Source organism: Tenacibaculum sp. 190524A05c, from assembly GCF_964036595.1.
Taxonomy (GTDB): Bacteria; Bacteroidota; Bacteroidia; order Flavobacteriales; family Flavobacteriaceae; genus Polaribacter; species Polaribacter platacis.
In genome coordinates, this window is record NZ_OZ038523.1 from 3,645,354 (window position 1) to 3,661,888 (window position 16,535).

20 protein-coding genes are annotated in these 16,535 nt (G+C 29.2%); 3 read left to right on the forward strand and 17 right to left on the reverse strand.

Going from position 1 to position 16,535, the window contains the following annotated elements; translation table 11 throughout:
- Nucleotides 1–69: 69 nt before the first annotated feature.
- The 15 genes from ABNT61_RS16315 to ABNT61_RS16385 all read right to left on the reverse strand — a co-directional run bounded on the left by ABNT61_RS16315 (nt 70) and on the right by ABNT61_RS16385 (nt 11,329).
- A complete protein-coding gene (locus ABNT61_RS16315; RefSeq protein WP_348744000.1) occupies nt 70–771 on the reverse strand; it encodes a hypothetical protein in 702 nt (233 codons plus the stop codon).
- A 42-nt stretch (nt 772–813) separates the two neighbouring features.
- Nucleotides 814–1,065 carry a hypothetical protein gene (locus ABNT61_RS16320; RefSeq protein ID WP_348744001.1) on the reverse strand — a complete coding sequence of 84 codons (252 nt, stop codon included), beginning with the start codon at nt 1,063–1,065 and terminating at the stop codon, nt 814–816.
- 376 nt (nt 1,066–1,441) lie between these two features.
- Entirely contained in the window at nt 1,442–2,335 is an 894-nt protein-coding gene (locus ABNT61_RS16325) for a hypothetical protein (protein ID WP_348744002.1), read from the reverse strand.
- 10 nt (nt 2,336–2,345) lie between these two features.
- Entirely contained in the window at nt 2,346–2,861 is a 516-nt protein-coding gene (locus ABNT61_RS16330; RefSeq protein ID WP_348744003.1) for a hypothetical protein, read from the reverse strand.
- Between the two features lie 74 nt (nt 2,862–2,935).
- The gene (locus ABNT61_RS16335; RefSeq protein ID WP_348744004.1) at nt 2,936–3,274 is read right to left on the reverse strand and encodes a hypothetical protein; all 339 of its coding nucleotides are present in this window, start codon (nt 3,272–3,274) and stop codon (nt 2,936–2,938) included.
- Nucleotides 3,275–3,324: 50 nt separating this feature from the next.
- Complete coding sequence (locus ABNT61_RS16340; protein ID WP_348744005.1) at nt 3,325–3,834, reverse strand: hypothetical protein; 510 nt, start codon at nt 3,832–3,834, stop codon at nt 3,325–3,327.
- Nucleotides 3,835–3,904: 70 nt separating this feature from the next.
- Nucleotides 3,905–4,309, reverse strand: coding sequence for a DUF4844 domain-containing protein (locus ABNT61_RS16345; RefSeq protein ID WP_348744006.1), 405 nt, complete (start codon nt 4,307–4,309; stop codon nt 3,905–3,907).
- A gap of 22 nt (nt 4,310–4,331) precedes the next feature.
- Entirely contained in the window at nt 4,332–5,117 is a 786-nt protein-coding gene (locus tag ABNT61_RS16350) for a hypothetical protein (RefSeq protein ID WP_348744007.1), read from the reverse strand.
- Between the two features lie 53 nt (nt 5,118–5,170).
- Entirely contained in the window at nt 5,171–5,800 is a 630-nt protein-coding gene (locus tag ABNT61_RS16355) for a hypothetical protein (RefSeq protein WP_348744008.1), read from the reverse strand.
- 234 nt (nt 5,801–6,034) lie between these two features.
- On the reverse strand, nt 6,035–6,490 hold the full coding sequence (locus ABNT61_RS16360) for a hypothetical protein (RefSeq protein ID WP_348744009.1): 456 nt from the start codon (nt 6,488–6,490) through the stop codon (nt 6,035–6,037).
- Nucleotides 6,491–6,562: 72 nt separating this feature from the next.
- Nucleotides 6,563–7,042 (reverse strand): hypothetical protein, encoded by a 480-nt coding sequence (locus ABNT61_RS16365; RefSeq protein WP_348722509.1) that lies wholly within the window; start codon nt 7,040–7,042, stop codon nt 6,563–6,565.
- Entirely contained in the window at nt 7,042–7,491 is a 450-nt protein-coding gene (locus ABNT61_RS16370; protein ID WP_348722508.1) for a hypothetical protein, read from the reverse strand. The genes ABNT61_RS16365 and ABNT61_RS16370 overlap by 1 nt, the downstream gene beginning before the upstream one ends.
- Before the next feature lie 55 nt (nt 7,492–7,546).
- The gene (locus ABNT61_RS16375; protein ID WP_348722507.1) at nt 7,547–8,218 is read right to left on the reverse strand and encodes a hypothetical protein; all 672 of its coding nucleotides are present in this window, start codon (nt 8,216–8,218) and stop codon (nt 7,547–7,549) included.
- 135 nt (nt 8,219–8,353) lie between these two features.
- A complete protein-coding gene (locus ABNT61_RS16380; protein ID WP_348744010.1) occupies nt 8,354–8,827 on the reverse strand; it encodes a hypothetical protein in 474 nt (157 codons plus the stop codon).
- 228 nt (nt 8,828–9,055) lie between these two features.
- On the reverse strand, nt 9,056–11,329 hold the full coding sequence (locus ABNT61_RS16385) for a fibronectin type III domain-containing protein (RefSeq protein WP_348744011.1): 2,274 nt from the start codon (nt 11,327–11,329) through the stop codon (nt 9,056–9,058).
- Nucleotides 11,330–11,552: 223 nt separating this feature from the next.
- On the opposite strand from ABNT61_RS16385, the gene ABNT61_RS16390 reads away from it, so the two are divergent.
- From ABNT61_RS16390 to ABNT61_RS16400, 3 genes are all read left to right on the forward strand, one after another.
- Nucleotides 11,553–12,605: a helix-turn-helix transcriptional regulator gene (locus ABNT61_RS16390; RefSeq protein ID WP_348744012.1), complete on the forward strand. Its 1,053-nt coding sequence runs from the start codon at nt 11,553–11,555 to the stop codon at nt 12,603–12,605.
- Nucleotides 12,606–12,727: 122 nt separating this feature from the next.
- On the forward strand, nt 12,728–13,489 hold the full coding sequence (locus ABNT61_RS16395; protein WP_348722499.1) for a hypothetical protein: 762 nt from the start codon (nt 12,728–12,730) through the stop codon (nt 13,487–13,489).
- A 153-nt stretch (nt 13,490–13,642) separates the two neighbouring features.
- Nucleotides 13,643–14,518: a DoxX-like family protein gene (locus ABNT61_RS16400; RefSeq protein ID WP_348744013.1), complete on the forward strand. Its 876-nt coding sequence runs from the start codon at nt 13,643–13,645 to the stop codon at nt 14,516–14,518.
- Between the two features lie 97 nt (nt 14,519–14,615).
- On the opposite strand, the gene ABNT61_RS16405 is transcribed toward ABNT61_RS16400, so the two are convergent.
- Entirely contained in the window at nt 14,616–15,530 is a 915-nt protein-coding gene (locus ABNT61_RS16405) for a nuclear transport factor 2 family protein (protein ID WP_348744014.1), read from the reverse strand.
- Between the two features lie 97 nt (nt 15,531–15,627).
- On the reverse strand, nt 15,628–16,503 hold the full coding sequence (locus ABNT61_RS16410; protein ID WP_348744015.1) for a helix-turn-helix transcriptional regulator: 876 nt from the start codon (nt 16,501–16,503) through the stop codon (nt 15,628–15,630).
- Nucleotides 16,504–16,535 lie beyond the last annotated feature (32 nt).

A 16,535-nucleotide genomic window follows, 5' to 3' on the forward strand; every position in this document is an offset into this window, starting at 1 on the left:
TAATAAGATTGAATTTCTGTAGAGTTCTAGAATCTTTGGTACAGCCGTAATTAATTATATGTTTTATTGTTATTTCATCATCATGCTTTCTTCATGATTAAAAATAACTCCTTTTAAATTGTCTTTTTCTTTCAAAAAGATATCAGAAGTATAAATAGTATTCAGATAACTGGGGAGTATATCCGAATCTGTTTCAAGAATCCGATAAATTTTAATTCTAATTTTTTCCTCAAAAAAATATCTTTCAAAAGCCTTTGAAAACTCTTGGTAGTTTTTAAATTCACCCTTAGTTGTTTTTATAACTTCTTTACTGTTTCGTGGAGTATATTCATATGTGCTTTCTAGATAATTTGTTAAATAAACCTTGTTACCTAAAATCTGTAATAGGAAATAATCTTTGTTTACTTCTTTAGTCTCAGAGTTCACTATTTCTAGTGGATATAAATAATGGGGTGGTAATTTATACTTTTTAAAGGTTTTTCTTAACCTTTTGCTAATTATTACACCATTAGAGGGACTTGAAGCTCCTAGAGTTATATCATTAGCCCAATGAAGAATGTCAGATTCTAATGGTTTTTCTTTTCTTTTTGACTTTTCAGATTGCTTATTTATTAAATAGAGTCTGATGAGGTCTCCTTCTAAAACGGGAATTTCTAAATCATTATCTAAAGCATTTATAATGTCTAGTTTTTTATTTTCTTGATCACTTAAAACTACTCTCCATTCCCAATATAAATTATCATCTAGCTTTAGTTCGTATACCTTTTTCATTTTTTATGTTTTACAACGGTTATACTTTGTTAGGTTTAGTTTTTATATTCCAACATATTTATTAGATACGAATCTCAGTTTTTTAATTGCGTTGAAAAGACAAAATCCAAAGTCGTGATGGGGAAGATTAACAACTTTTTCATTTTTATCCTTTGTCGTAATCCTAAAATCACCAGAGTATAACCAACTTTTAAAATTCGTTAGATTATCGAATTCAGCTCTTTTATTTTTCCCATTTTTCAGATTGTCAAATTCGAAAGAGTCAATTTCAGTTCCGCCAATTTTAGTTTCCATATTATTTTGTCTTATAAATAGATTTTTGGTGGTCAAAAGAATAAAATCAGATTCATTTAATTCCATTAAGAGAACTTCAATGTCATTATTGTCTAATTTGAATGAATAAGTTTCAAAATCAAATTTATTCGATTCAAAAAAAGTAAATCCATTTTTGTTTTTATAAACCTCAAGAGATCTAACTATTTGAGCTCTTATTTTTTCCTTTTTTTTTTCTCATTTTGGGAAATTAAACCTAACGGTTTCCACTTTAAATATTTACGAGACTGGGTTACTAATTTAGCAAAAGATGTCGTACAAGAGGAAAACCTGTAGGGTTTTCAAAGTAAACACAGAAAAAGCAATTATTTATAGCTATTATTGTAAGATGTAATTATTATGTTTTTACTCTTTTAAATATCTTTTCCAATGTAGGTTTGTATTCAGTATATTTCCAGTAAGAATTATTTTTCAATATAGATTCTAAAAGCAATTTTTCTTTTCTATACTTTTTCTTTTTAGATAAGCACATTGAGTGATATAAGAGAGTTTCTATATACTTATCTATATAATATTCTTTATAACTCTGTTTAGGTTTTCTTTTATCAATAGTCAGTTTAAAATCTTCAAAGTTTAAGTCTGTGAATCTATAATATTCTAATCCTTCATATTTTGGGTATTTTCTAATATATGATAATGCCTTTTTATAGTTAGGAGGTTTGGGTACATTTATATATCCCCAAATCATCATTCCAAAAGTTCTCATACTAGTTAAAAAGAAAATTCCCTTTTCAGTGTCATTTTGAAGATTATAATTTTCTAATTCAAAATTTATTGTTGAAAGATCAAACGGTCTATTTTTATTACCTACCCCAGAAAATATCATTCCATAATAACAAGAGACTAATTCATTATAGTCTGTTTTTTCATTTAATAATGAGTCGACAACTTTCAAATTGTTTTTAGCTTCAGCTTCGTGTAAATTCCAGTTAACTCCTCGAATTATATATAAACTCTTCAGGGTTATAGAGTCAGGTTTGCTTAAATACTTTTCGGTGAGTAAATTGTTGTTGCTTGTAACTATTTCAGAAATTAATTGTTTTGCGTGATTTAGTTTGTTATTTGAAACAGAGTTGATTTTTTTATAGTAACTAGTAGTTGGATCACTTCCAAAATGGAATTTTTTATAAATTTTAGCTAAACTAACTAACTCATTTTTATAAGTTAAATCTTGACTAAATCCTACTTGCGAGATTAAAAAGATTACTAAAGTTATAAGTGTTCTTTGCATTGCTTTTCTTTTAATGAAATTCAAATCCTATTTGAGTTACTTTATCATTCTTGAATCCGAGTACAATCAGAGTATTCTTTTTACCAGCTTTGGGCTTTGAAAAAACAAATCCAGGCATAACTTCCATAAAATCGATATTTTCAATTTTTTCAAGGTTTTTTTGATTTGAATTTTGATCAAACGAAACTCCATTAATTACTAATTCTCCTTTAAAAGTAGATTCAGGAAAAGTTTTATCACCATCCCAGTTGTAGTTAAATCCTAATAAAAGTAATTTGCCATTCATAGTTTGAAGTGTAATACCATTCTCGGCATAATGATAGTTAACTTTTCCTGATGCATATTCTTTATAAACCTTAGGTTCTCCAAGTATTTTTTTTATCTCATCGAATGTTGTGTTTTTATCAATTTTCAAATTGTTTAAAGTTACGTTAGTCTCGCTTTTAAATTCGATTTTCACATCGCTTTGGGCAATTAATACACTTGAGAATAAAATTGATACAGTAATGAATAGATTTTTGATCATGTTTTGGTGTTGATAATTATTGATGATTTGTAATTGATTTTTTGAAGAATAATATTGGAAAGGTTTGTTGTTGATTAATCCCAAAAATGTAAATAGTATTTAGCAAATTTATTTAGTCCTTGCTGAATCTTTTCTTCATTATATTCAAGATTTTCATCGAATTGTAATGTGTAATTTAAAATTTGACTAAAGGAATTAATCATTATATCTAATTCTTTATTCCATTGGATCTTCAATTTTATCTCATCTTGTTCAGAATAAGATTCTTTTTTATCTTCTTCATTCAAAATCCATATAGGTAAAGAGTAGCCATTCTTATTATAGTTTTCTTTGTATAGCTTTAGTTTATTTAAAATGATTTCGGCTAATTCATATTTTGTTTCATACCAAGACCATTCATCTTTTTCTTTCATTTGTTGTTTAATAGCTTATTTTGATTGATTCATTCAGTTTATTATGAATTCTATTTAAAACGAACACTATTCAAAATTAACATTGCTTCTTTAAGGTACTTTTCATAGTCTTCTTTTATCGAAGAATAAGTGTAAAAGTAAAAATCTTCGTTATTTTCGAAATATACTGTATAATGCTTATAATTCATACCATTATGAATCGATTCATAACTATGAACAAGAGTATTACCTAATTTATTTTGTTCTTCTAATATTTCTTCTGAACTAACCTTTTTGTATTTTTTAACTTCTTTTGCGGATTTCATGGAAAACTCCTTGAAATTTGGTTTTTCTTTTAATTTAAATTGAAAAATAGAAACTAAGTTGTTATAGTATTTAGATTCTTTATTTAAAGGGGTATATCCAACATAACCATGATGTTTAACTGGTCTCCAAGTATTGGGCTTAACAATTGTGAAATTTTGAGATTTTATCCAATCTTGAATTTCTCTATTAGTTTTAGTCGACCCACAACTTGATAATGTAATTACTAAGAGTAGTTGTAAGAGTATTTTTTTCATTTTGTTAAATTTTATAAATGGACATATTTACCCAGGATTAATTTCCTTTTTTCAATTCATTCGGATCGAATCAGTACATGAATTTATTCAGTTGTCCATTTGAGCTTTCTAGTTGCACTATATCCATAATTTCTTCAATATAAGTGCAAATCCTTTCGCGATCTTCAGTATCTAATTTATTATAGACGGTAGAAAATTTTGAAAGTCCGATTCCAATTTTCTCCTGATATTTTTTGTCAGTCGGGTTTTCAGACTCTGAAACCATTTTAAAATCCGCCGCAATACTATTAATCTTTTCTGTAAAAAATCGACGTTTTTCAACGTTAGAAATTCCAATATAATAGTTCTCTTTGATAAACTTTTGCTTAGCAATAAATTCAGAAAACTTTTCAGTCATGTTTTTAGATACATTTTGTCCGTAGGCAGATATGGTTAAAAATAGAACCAACAATGCAATAGTTTTTAGCTTTTTCAATTTGTATAATCTAATATGATAATCAATTCAATTTTTCTAGTTGTTCCTCAATGTCATTATGAACTTGCTCTAAGTCCGTTTGATAAATGGTGGTATTTCTGCTTATTGATTTTCTAAATAGTTCAAAGGCTTTTAATCTTAATTCTGAATATTTTAGTAATTCTTTATTTTGTTCTACTAATTCATTGGGTAGATTTTCTATGATGCTTGTTTTCTTAATAATCTTGATGTTCTCTTCCCATTTTGGAATGCTTACAGTTTCCAATTCTTCTAGTAATTCATCATCTGTCTTTATATCTAAATGATCATAAAAAACCAATGACTCTGTTTCATTTTGAGAGAATTTAGAAATACCATTGTTGTATAGTTGTATTTCTTCTCCTTCCGGAGCAAAATAGAACATTCCGAATATACCAACCAACAAAACAATAGCAGAAATAAAACCAATTCCTGTTGCTCTCCAAGCTGAATAAAAATCCTTTCCATTTTCTTTATGTTTTCTCAAAATCTCTCCATGTATTTTTTCAACTATAGCGTATATAATTGCAGTATAAATGATAGGAAAACCTTGACTTGGTATTTTATTAATTATTGAGTCTGGAATTAAAAAGATAATCGTAAAAAGTAGTATGGTAGCAAAAACTCCAATTAGGAATGACTTATTTCCTTTCTCTTGTTTGCCTAGTTTTACATAATTTTCTCGTATTAAATATCCAGCGGCTAATGGTCCACCAAGGAAAGTTGCAATTCCTATTGCGCGTTGAGAGTAAAGTTTTACATCTTTAACTTCGTCTATTTCTTCTAACATTTTTTAATTTTTTTAGGGGTTGTTGATATTCAAAAACTAGCCGTTGAATATTCTTACTTTTTAGATTTAATATATGCTTTAGCATCTTTAAGAGCCAGTTCTAAGTCTTTAATCATTGATTCAAGTTCTTCTACTTTAGGCATTTCATTAGACTGATAATTATTCATCATGTTTTGAGTTATAATCAATTTCAATAAAGAGTGTTGATCACTCAAGTTTGATTTTAAGGAACCAATAGAATTCATTTTAGTTTCATGTTGAGAAACTTTTTTATCATAATCGTCTCTAAAATTTTTCAGTAATGCTATGGCTGATTTTCTTAGAACACTATCAGTTATAGTGTTAGTATAAGTTTCCGCATTTCCGAAATAATCCAAATTGGTATTTCTAAATTTCAAGTAAGCTTTAGTTTTTAACTCAACACTATCGGAAGTAATTTCTGAGATTTTATCATCAATTACTTTTAGTTTTTCATTTTTACTTAAAGCTTCGTTATAAAGTTCTTCAATAATATTACTGCGGTAGCTTTTGAAACTATCAAAATACAATCTGCTTTTTGATTCTGCAAAAACTTCTGGTGTTTGATTAGTTTGATTTGTTTGTCTATCATTATTTTTTTGAGGAGTACATCCTAACACAAATAATACACAAATCAAGATTATTTGAGGTATGCTCTTTTTCATAATATTTGATTTTGATTCCTAAACTGGAAATTGCAATTTGTCAAAAATAATAATTAAAATAAAAACCGCCTAACTTAAAGAGTTGGGCGCTTAAAATCAATATTATATAAGTTGTCTTTTTTGTGAAAGTTTAGTTCTTTAGGAATTTTATCTTGCCTATTGCAAGGGCAAATTTTGATAGTCCGAAATATAATAGTTAATCTTTTCAACTATAGACCTTGTTGTAGAATAGTTTTAGTGTTTTAAGTTATCAAGTTCATATTTAAAAAAAGTTTCAAATTCTTCTTTGATGGCAAGTCTGTGTTGCTTGATTAAATCAAAAATTAAGTCTTTAATTGTTAATACTCTAGTGTCGATTTTTGTTTTTTTATTTAGCTGAAACAAAGAAGGTAAGCTCAATTTGGTTTTTTTATTAACCAGCATAGGAAACTGATTTTTTATTGCATTATAAATTTTAAGTCTATCCGTTTGGTTAAACTTTTGGTCCAAAAATGACTCACTGAATAATTCGTTTTCAAATAGATTATGTATTTCTAGTGAATTTAAGATTCTGGATTTTAAAAATACGTATGCAATATCATTACGTAAAATAACATTATTTTGAATAAGCTCTAATTTTGTTTTGTCTATAGGAAAACTAAAACAGTGTTTTTTTTCTAGTTCTTTAGTGTTTTTTGGATAAGTTCTCATCTTTGATAATCTTCTTAGCACCTTGTTTTAAATGCACTTCAACGTTTAGTGTAAAATGGGTTTTAATGCATTTTACATAGTGTTGTGTAGCGTTTTTTTCAATATTCCTTCTTTAATTATTTCTGTTTTTTCATAAAACGGATTATATGAGTCTGCTTCCCATTTTTCATTTTTAAAAATATAGGATGAGTATTTGTATTCCAATTCATGTTTAACCTTTTTTCCTCTTTTATTAAACAACCAACCTATTTCGAAAATCAAATTATCACCTTCATTTGGTTTATAGTTAAAATCAAAACAATTTTGTCTGTTCAATTCTTTCAGTATGAAACCTTCAGTCAATTCTTGAGTTAAATTTTTAGAAGGCATAATCATTAAACCATCCATTCCGCTCCATTCTTTTCCTATATATCTATTTAATTTCCATTTAATAACTTTTAGAAAATCTTTTTTACCTAAACATTTTATTTCGTCACAGTAGAGTTCCTGAATTTTATCAGTTGTCATATCTGAACAAGTACATAATTCTAATCTTTCTTTTCGGTTACACATTATTGCGCTTTTATTTTCCCTTCTTTTAATTTAGATATTTCAGTTGACCAAGGACTATGGTGGTCTATAATCCATTCACCATTTCTATATATAAACGAAAGATAAGAACTCATAATAACATTTTCATGAATTTTTAAATTATCACCTTCACTCGGAGTATATTCAAAGTCAAAACAGTCTTCACAGTTTAAATTCAAAGCAATCCATTCCGAATTTAATCCATTACCTAAATCATTTACAGGCATCATGTATCGACCCATTTCCGTAATTTCTATTTCTCCATCAAATTTAAAAAGAGTCCAAATGTATTCTAATGGAATTTTAGAGTCATTCGGATTAATCTGCTCGATTAATTTCCCTTTCTTTCTTATAAATTTCCTTGGTTTTCGAAATTTTATACTTTCTTTTTCACAAGAACAAAATTTTATTCCATTTTCGAAATCACACATAATTTTTTTAATGCTACACAACGTTTAATGTAAAATATATTTTTTAGTTTGATTTTTATCTATATGTGAAGTCAAAATAGTCATTTAGTAAACTACTCAATTCATTTTCTTTACCTTCCTCAAAGCCTTCTCTTATTGCGATCTCAATTTCTTTTCCTTTATAGTACATTATTTTATGACCATTATGCTCTAAGTCTAAATATGTCAGGATAGAATCAGAAATTTTAGAGAATTCTAATATCCATTTTTTTACTGAAATGGAAGTTTCCAACATTATACTCATGTCACTAGTAACTGCAGTTAGTTCAATTTCATAAATTTCACCATTTTTCAACTTAGTAATTGTAGAATCAAATCCGCCAATTCTAATTTTCCCGTTTCCTAGATATAAACTTTCAAAATCCTCTTTAAAATCTTTAAGTCGATTAGTATCGTAATTTAATTCCCATCCAGGAATTGAAGCAATAATCTTGGGCTCAATGTCAAATATTAAACTTGTATTAAAATAAATTTTTTCAAACTCCTGAATATCTTCATTTTTATTGATATAATTGGATTGATAATCATTTAATTTTACACCATCTCCATTTATTTCAAACAGTTCATTATTTATTAGAACTGAAAAAGTTTTTTTATCAAATTGATGAGTGTTTTTGTAAAACCACTCTAAGCATTTAGAAATCTTATCTTTTTTAATATATGTCTTTATTGAATAGTCTAAGCCCATTTTTTTATTTGCACATAGCGTATTTAGGTATGATTTTTTAAAGGAAAAGGAGGCGAGTCGTTTTCCGATGTTGCGGAAAGATAATTAATAAGATTGAATTTCCTGTGAGATCCAGAAGCTTTGGGACAGCCGTAATTAATTACACATCTTGTTGTAGCTAGTTTTTTTAAAAATATTATCATTTAATTTTCCATCTGCTACATGATCGAGAAGCATTAATTTTCTTAAACTTTTCCATAAAGAGTTTTTGTATAATCTTTCGTTTTTTAAAGATTCAGGATAAAGAATTTTTGCATCATCGTAAAAGTCAATCCACCATTTTGTTAATTCTATTTTAAATTTTTTCTCAATCAGTGGTTTGAGTATTTCAAATCCGTCAATTTCCCGTGTAATATTTATGAAGTATTTCTTTAAATCGATATCAATAAATCCAAGAAAATAACTATCATCATCTCCATCCATACAGTTTATTCCTACGATAGAGATTACCTTTTCTAAATCTAAAATCCAATATTGGTCTTTATGCGCGGTCCAATACCCATTTTTATATATTCCATTGAACTCACTTTCATAAGTCATCAAGTTATTCTGAATATAAATTTTGTTCATTGCAATGACAGTTAACGTCCTGGTTATGGTTAGTAAGGGAATTAAAAGTAGTGAACTTTTGATTAAGTGCTTAACCAAAACTATTTATTTTTTGTAAGAGATTTTTCTGAAACTCATTTGTAAAACTCAGTTGGTTGAACATAATTAAAATAAAAACCGCCTATTCGTAAAGAATAGGCGGCTAAAAATATCAAAAAAAATTCTCCCGGTTTTCTTTGATGAATTGATCTATTTTTTAATCAATCGTTGTTTCTTAATTGTGTTTTCACCATGTTTTATGGTAAGAATGTAAATTCCAGCAGCCATAGTTTTAGGTGAGATAACTTTATCAACACCAGTATTTAAAGAGAAATGTTCTTCGTAGACTTGTTTCCCGTTTGTGTTAAAAAGCTGCAAATGTAGTGGTTTTTGAAAATATACATCACCAACAGTTACTTTTATTTTATTTGTAAACGGATTCGGATAAACTTCTATATCTGAATTAGCAATTGGAGGATAAGTCACTTTAGCATTTCGTGCAGCTGCTGTACCACAAGCTCCTAAAAAGTTCCATCCACTAGAAGTTCTTTCAAATAAGTTGCCATTATAAGTCACTTTTGTTCCAGTAGAATAACTTACACCACTTTGCCATGCAGAAACTCCATCACAAATATCAGATGGAGGAGTAGAGCCTCCGTTTCCTTCTGTTGTATAAGCAATAATTAATCTAGCCGCTTTGCTTGATCCTCCTTCATAAGAATCAGCAACACGTTTTGCAGAAGTATTTGTTAAACTTGTTCCTCTACCTTTAATGATAAAACTAGCACTATTTCCAGAAGACCAACCAGATTGATTTACTAAACTTTGTACCATGTTTTTTAAACTCGGAGTTCTTTGTGCACTTCCAGTTTGTCCGCTCGACCATCCACTTGGTTGCCAAGTTACTTTCGAAGAAAATGTATCTCTACCTGAAACATTGTTCGAATCTGTAAATACTGGAGAGTTTGTTGAGTTGTGTAGACTTATTTCTAAATCAGCACTATTGCTATGGCTTTCGTCTGCAGTAAACTGAATATAAGCATTTGTAATTGTAGCGTTTTTTGGCAGATTTACATTTCTGAATCGTAATCCAATAGTTTGATAACTCGAGTCGTTATACGAATCGTAAACTAATTCTAAATCGCTACTGTCATCGTAAATTTTACCGTTTTTATCTTCTTCAACGTCATCACTTCCATTAGAAATAGCTACATCAATATTTCCATTTCCAGAATCACCACCACCTGTAGATCCAGATTTGTTGATTGTTACAACACTTCCGTTTGATGGATTCCAAATATCTAAATTAGAAGGAATTTGAAAAACATTATTATTAGAAACTTCACCAACGCTAGAGGCATTGTCAACCTGAATTGTTCTTGTTTCAATTTTGTTTTCATCAACAAATATCCACTTGAATTGATTGAAACGTCCTGAGTTTCTCGTCCAACTTTTATTATCTCCGTTAGAACGTAGAGGAGCCCCCCAGCATCCTTCGCCTACGTATACTGTTCCGTTTGTATTATCTCTAACGAACCCTTCATCGCTTCCAGAACCTGTTGATGGTCTTACCGGCCATGTAGTTTTTACCGTGTGCGCATCACATTCAACAACTAATCGAACTTTATTGTCGTAAAAAGTTTGTGCCCAATTACTGTATTGGCTGTTTCCTTCTGATTTATAAGAAACATGTGGACGCATTGGTTTGTGATATTGTGCAATTTTCCAAGTAGCACCTGAATTAGCACTTAAATCGTTACGTAACCAAGTAGTTTGATTTCCTGAAATAGAAATTTCAGTATTTAAAGTATATGTTCTTACTAAGTTGTTTCCAAAAGTAATAGCGTAATAAACACTTGTAGATGGTGTGTCAAATAAATTGTAAATACTATTGTTACTGTCTTCATGATTTCCGCGAGCGGCAATAATTGGAAACATTCTTCCATCGGAAGCAATGGTTAATTGCCAATCGTTAAACCAATTTTGCCATTGGTTATTTGTGTCGTCATCAGTCATGTCTCCACCGAATAAAACGGCATGAGGCTTTAGTTTTGAAACTAAAAGATTTGCATTTCTACGAGGAGTTCTATTGTTTCTTGAATCTCCACCAGCAATAAAAGATAATCTACTTCTATCACTTGGAGCTGTTTTAAACCATAAGCGACGACTTGTTCCTTCGCTATCTCGGATAACAAAATAATAGGCAGAGTTAGGTTGTAAACCAGTTAATCTTACAAAGTTGTTATTCATTCCTTTGTAAGAAGAAGTTCTACTTGGTGCAACAGAATTTGGATAACTATTATAGTTGGTTCCATAGTCAGTTGTTCCGTAATACACTCTCGCATTACTTCCTGAAATTTGATTCCATCCGATTACAATTGAAGTAGATGGATTTCCTCTTAGTGTTAAACGATATTTATCGTTAGAGGCAGTTGCATTGATACTAACGAATAGTATCAATATCAATAAAAAAAGTTTTTTCATGATTTGCAGGGGTTGGTTAATTAATATGTCGCGAAAATATAAAAGTAGCGAAGGCAAAATAATCAGTTAGAGATTATTAATTGAAAATTAAATCACATAACCATTCGTTTAAAATAAGTTAACGATTTACTTGTTATTAATTAACATGAGTTATAACTGCTACATTATTTTGTTTCAAGTTCTTATATTTAGAAATAGTAGTGTAAGTATTTTTTAAAATCCTATGTCAACTTTTAATTTACTCTATTTTACAGGAGTTATTTTGTTATTCTTTTTCGTATTAATTTTAATTACGGGGAAAAAGTATAGAAGTAAATCAAACTTCTATTTGGCAGGAACATTATTGACTATTTTGCTGCTTAATTTAAAAATTAATGAACAGCTAAATTATTGGTTGTTAATTGAAACTTTAGAGTTTTTTCGATTAGAGTATTTGTTCTCTCCTTTATTGTTTTTGTATGTAACTTTCACTTTGAATGAAGTGTATTCCAAGAGTTTTTTAAAACTCCTCTTAATTCCATTTGTTGTTTTTTCATTATATCATGGAATGGTTTCTATAGCTGATTGGATTCAACTTGAAAATTTTGAATTTGTAATTGAGCTTATTGAACCACTAGAGTTCTACGTTTTTTTGGTATTTAATGTCGTCATCCAATTTGTTCTTTTAAAGAAAATTAAAAAAAGCAGTGCTTCTCAAGACACTAAAAAGTGGCTCATAATTATAGTATTGGGATTGTTTCTTTTATTGATATTTCTTTTAATATCTGAATTTGGTGAAGTATTTCTATCATTGGACTTGTGGGATATTTCGAAATCTTTGATTTCAGTTTTTTCTATTATTATTTCTTATAAAGGTGTACTCGCCTTACAGATTGAAGAAGAAAGACGAAAAATTAAAAAAATAACCCGAGTTAAAATCCAAAAAGAATCGGAATCAACTCAAGAAAACCATAGAATCCATAAAATGAAATTAATAATGGAGTCTGAAGAACTTTTTAAAGATGCAAAATTAACTAGAGAGTCGTTTGCTGAAAAATTAGGGATAAGTTCAAGTAGTGTCACTAGGATATTAAAGGAGCAAGAGCAAATTAGTTTCACAGATTTTGTAAATAGTTATCGGATAGAGCTAGCGAAAAAAATGTTGAAAGATCATCGATTTGAGATTTTTTCTTTGGAAGCAATTGGTAAAGAAGTTGGATTTAAATCTAGAAGTTCTTTCTATGAAACATTTAAAAAACAAGTTGGAGTATCTCCCGGAAAATTCAAGAAAAATTAAAAGATGTCCAGAATTATTTCATTTAGCTTTTTTCAAGACATGATAAGGCTTTAACAGTAGTTTTGTAGGACAATAATTAAATACTTTCGATCGTCATAAAGTAAATTTTAAAAATGACGAATATGAAATTATTTAAGTATGCATTTGGAATCTTATTGATGTTAACAGTTACTGTTTTGTTTAAAGGATGTAGTTCACAATCACTTACACCAACAATGCCTCCTAATCCTAACGAGAATCCTGGGAAGAAAATAATGCCTTTAGGAGCCTCGCGAGTTGCTGGTGCACAACCAGAATATTATAGTTATAGATATGACTTATGGAAGTTACTGGTTGAAGGTGGTTTTCAGTTTGATTTTGTTGGTGTTGTTGAAGATGAGAATTCTTATCCTGATGTTAATGGGAAAAAGTTTGATCCAGATCACGAAGGTAGGGGAGGAATTAACTCTGGTGGAATTTTAAGTGAAATTAAATCTACACTTAATACACTAACTACACCTCCAGATATTGTTCTTTTTAGTTCCCCAGGGGGAAATGATGGTGGATTGGAAAACTTTCAAAGTTCTCTTCAGAATATAAACGCCATTATAGATGAATTCCAAGCAAAGAACTCTAATGTAATAATCTATTTAGAATTACCAGCTCCTACATTAACAAGTGAACAAACACCTGAGTTTTTAACTTTATACAACAAAGCAATAGAGGAATTTAAGAAAATAGCTGAACAACAAACAACATCAAGTTCAAAAGTGTTAACTATAGATATGACAGCGAATGTTGGCTTTAATGATAGTTTTCTTGCTGATGACGTTCATTATAATCAAGAAGGAGCAAAGTTTATTGCGAAACGATATTTTGATACCATAAAAACTATGTTGAATTAAATTTTAAGTTCGAAGCCGATAAGAAGCTTTATTTCACTTTGTTTGAAAAGCAGTTTAGAGTTTATTCTAAACTGTTTTTTTATTGAATCATCTTTTAATTATGTTAACATTACTATTGTTTTCAATTAACATAGAGTTTGTTTTTTTGCTGTTATGAAACGAACTAACCTCCTTAAAGTTTCTGTTTTTTTAATCTTTTTAGGCAGAGCTTGGCAGCATTTGTTTTGGGATGCGCCGTATCGAACTTTTTTTTGGGATGAATCTTTGTTAAAACCAATTGTAGAAAATTGGTTCGGAATGAATTGGACAGATTATGTTACAAGCCCTAGAACAGATACCATAATTCAAACCTTAATTCAGTGCAATGGATTTTTATACCTACTAGCTGCAATTTGCACCTTATTGGTTACAAAGTTCAATAAGAAGTTATTTAAAATTCCTGTATTTGTTGGTGGGATAAGTTTAGTTATACTGTCGGTTTTATTAGCAAAAGAAAAATTCTACCATATCGCGCAATTTTTTGAGCATAGTATTCAATTCGGATTACCATTTGTTTATTTATATACATTTAGCGAAAACAACGAGAAACCAAGACTATATCGAATATTAAAAATATTGATTGCGGTAACTTTTTTCTCACATGGATTATACGCTTTTGGAGCATATCCGGTTCCAGGAAAGTTTGTAGATATGGTGATTAATATTTTTGGTTGTTCAGAAAGTTTTGCGGTTTCATTTTTATATGTAGCGGGAATCTTAGATTTTATTTTAGCTGTTTTGTTATTTATTCCTAAGGTTGATAAATACGCATTAATTTATGCCGTAGTTTGGGGATTGTTAACTGCATTTGCCAGATTAGTTGCTAATTTCTATTGGGAGTTTCCATTACAATCACTGCATCAAAATTTGTATCAAGTAATTTATAGATTGCCACATGGATTAACACCTTTAATTGTATTGGTTGGTGTAAATTTATTTTGGAGAAGGAAAAGTTTTGGGTATCGAAGAAAGTTGGTAGAGACTAGATAAAAACCCACAATTGAAGTCAAAAAAAACCACTGCTCCTGAACAGTGGTTTTAGATTAACCTACATTAACTAACATAAACAATACTACTTAAAGTATATTTATTTATTATGAAATGCGTTTGATACAGCATAGCTATCTTCAAACCAATTCCAAAGAATTACTTTACCATCTTTTACTTTTACTCGTAATGCATAAGTAAATTCACTAGTTTGTTTTCCTGTTTTGGTTAGTTTACCAATCATATTTCCAAAGAATGCAGCCGTATCACCTTTAGATAAAGCATCGTTTGGTTCCCATTTAATAGTTTTAAAGTTTGATCCGAAAGCCGGTAAAAACTTCTCTAAAATCACTTTTTTTCCTTTCCATGGTCCAATCCAAGGCATGCTTTTATCTCCTTCATTATGCCAAACCATATCGTCATGCATTAAACTTACCATTTTGTCCATATCGCCTTTACCCATGGCTCCCATAAAATCCATTGCAACTTTCATTGTTTCATCTGAATTACTAGGGTTTTTAGGTTTTAATTGTTTCATTGCTGTGGCCCAATCTTCAATATGATTTGTATTTAAGAATTTTCCATCTTTCATGGTATGCATATCTATCGTCATAATTTTGAATGACTTTGAACCATCTGTTGGTAAACCCATAAAATCTCCATTTGGTGTACCTGTTGCAATACTTCTTACAACATAAACATCTCCGTCATTAACTATTTGTTGGATGTCCCATTTTAAATCTGGAATAAGTTTCCAGAAAAATTCTAATTGTCCCATTAATTCTTCTGCACTTTTAGATCCAGTAGAACTCGAAGATTGATACCCATCTCCAATAACAGGTGTTAACACAGCAGTTGGTCGTGTTTCAGAATTCACAGTTAATGCCTTATTGTAAAAGGCTTTAATAGCTTCTTTGTTTTTCATGATATCTTTCGGATTTTTTGATTCTGCACTACACCCTGCGAACAATATCATTAAGGATACTGAACTTAAAATTAGAGCTAAGTTTTTCATGATATAATTGATTTGTAATTAGTGTATTACAAAATTAGATAGCTATAAATAATCGATTAGGTAAAAATCAATATTTCTAGGGTAAAAATGAGAAAGTTTATTGTTCTTGTGAAGTTTTAAACTCCTTAGGAGATTGTCCTGTTTTTTTTCTGAAATATTTGAAGAAGTTAGTTGGAAGGTCGAAACCAGCGGTATATGCGATTTCTGTTAAAGATAAATTTGAACTGACTAACAGTCGTTTAATTTGTAGAATTACAATTTCGTCTATAAAGGCTTTGGCGGGCTTATCAATAATACTTTGGGTTATATTATTGAGTGTTTTGGTAGTAACTCCCAATTTGTCAGCGTAGTATGATACTTTTTTGCTTTCAAAGCATTCTTTTTCAATGAGTTCTTGGAGTTTTAAGAATTTTAAGTAATAATTTTGATTTTCAGAGTTTTGGATTTCTTTTGCTTTTATTCTAAATAGTTTCAACACAATAATTTGAACTAAATTCCGAATAATGTTTATAGAATAATCATCTTTTACATTAAAAAACTCACTTTCAATTTGCAATATGGTATCTTCAATTTCAACATAATCTGATTTGTTTAATTGAATTTTAGGAGAACCTAACATTTCATTAAACAGTTGTAACAATTTTAAAGTTTCATAAGTATCTGCATATTGAATGATGAAATCCTCGGTAAAAATCAGAAATTTACCTGATGCATTACTCTTTATAAACTTATGAATATTGTTTTTTCTTAGTGTAAAAATGGTGCCTTTTTCATATGGATACTCCTTATAATTAACGGAGTGAATCCCTTTTCCATTGGTGATGATAGCGATAATATAAAAAGCTACTTTGTGGTGTTCAAATTGATTATGATCTTTTGGTTGGAGATTTAAGATGTCTTCTAAACTCACAAGATCAAAATAACCATGATTGGTTTTCTTGCTTTTAAATGCTATTTCTTTTATTGGCTTCATTGATGTGTTTAAAAGTAGAAAATTAAACACTA

Coding starts and splice junctions, on each gene's coding strand:
- ABNT61_RS16315 (WP_348744000.1), bottom strand. CDS start 771: ATGAAAAAGGTATACGAACTAAAGCTAGATGATAATTTATATTGGGAA.
- ABNT61_RS16320 (WP_348744001.1), bottom strand. CDS start 1,065: ATGGAAACTAAAATTGGCGGAACTGAAATTGACTCTTTCGAATTTGAC.
- ABNT61_RS16325 (WP_348744002.1), bottom strand. CDS start 2,335: ATGCAAAGAACACTTATAACTTTAGTAATCTTTTTAATCTCGCAAGTA.
- ABNT61_RS16330 (WP_348744003.1), bottom strand. CDS start 2,861: ATGATCAAAAATCTATTCATTACTGTATCAATTTTATTCTCAAGTGTA.
- ABNT61_RS16335 (WP_348744004.1), bottom strand. CDS start 3,274: ATGAAAGAAAAAGATGAATGGTCTTGGTATGAAACAAAATATGAATTA.
- ABNT61_RS16340 (WP_348744005.1), bottom strand. CDS start 3,834: ATGAAAAAAATACTCTTACAACTACTCTTAGTAATTACATTATCAAGT.
- ABNT61_RS16350 (WP_348744007.1), bottom strand. CDS start 5,117: ATGTTAGAAGAAATAGACGAAGTTAAAGATGTAAAACTTTACTCTCAA.
- ABNT61_RS16355 (WP_348744008.1), bottom strand. CDS start 5,800: ATGAAAAAGAGCATACCTCAAATAATCTTGATTTGTGTATTATTTGTG.
- ABNT61_RS16360 (WP_348744009.1), bottom strand. CDS start 6,490: ATGAGAACTTATCCAAAAAACACTAAAGAACTAGAAAAAAAACACTGT.
- ABNT61_RS16365 (WP_348722509.1), bottom strand. CDS start 7,042: ATGTGTAACCGAAAAGAAAGATTAGAATTATGTACTTGTTCAGATATG.
- ABNT61_RS16370 (WP_348722508.1), bottom strand. CDS start 7,491: ATGTGTGATTTCGAAAATGGAATAAAATTTTGTTCTTGTGAAAAAGAA.
- ABNT61_RS16375 (WP_348722507.1), bottom strand. CDS start 8,218: ATGGGCTTAGACTATTCAATAAAGACATATATTAAAAAAGATAAGATT.
- ABNT61_RS16380 (WP_348744010.1), bottom strand. CDS start 8,827: ATGAACAAAATTTATATTCAGAATAACTTGATGACTTATGAAAGTGAG.
- ABNT61_RS16385 (WP_348744011.1), bottom strand. CDS start 11,329: ATGAAAAAACTTTTTTTATTGATATTGATACTATTCGTTAGTATCAAT.
- ABNT61_RS16390 (WP_348744012.1), top strand. CDS start 11,553: ATGTCAACTTTTAATTTACTCTATTTTACAGGAGTTATTTTGTTATTC.
- ABNT61_RS16395 (WP_348722499.1), top strand. CDS start 12,728: ATGAAATTATTTAAGTATGCATTTGGAATCTTATTGATGTTAACAGTT.
- ABNT61_RS16400 (WP_348744013.1), top strand. CDS start 13,643: ATGAAACGAACTAACCTCCTTAAAGTTTCTGTTTTTTTAATCTTTTTA.
- ABNT61_RS16405 (WP_348744014.1), bottom strand. CDS start 15,530: ATGAAAAACTTAGCTCTAATTTTAAGTTCAGTATCCTTAATGATATTG.
- ABNT61_RS16410 (WP_348744015.1), bottom strand. CDS start 16,503: ATGAAGCCAATAAAAGAAATAGCATTTAAAAGCAAGAAAACCAATCAT.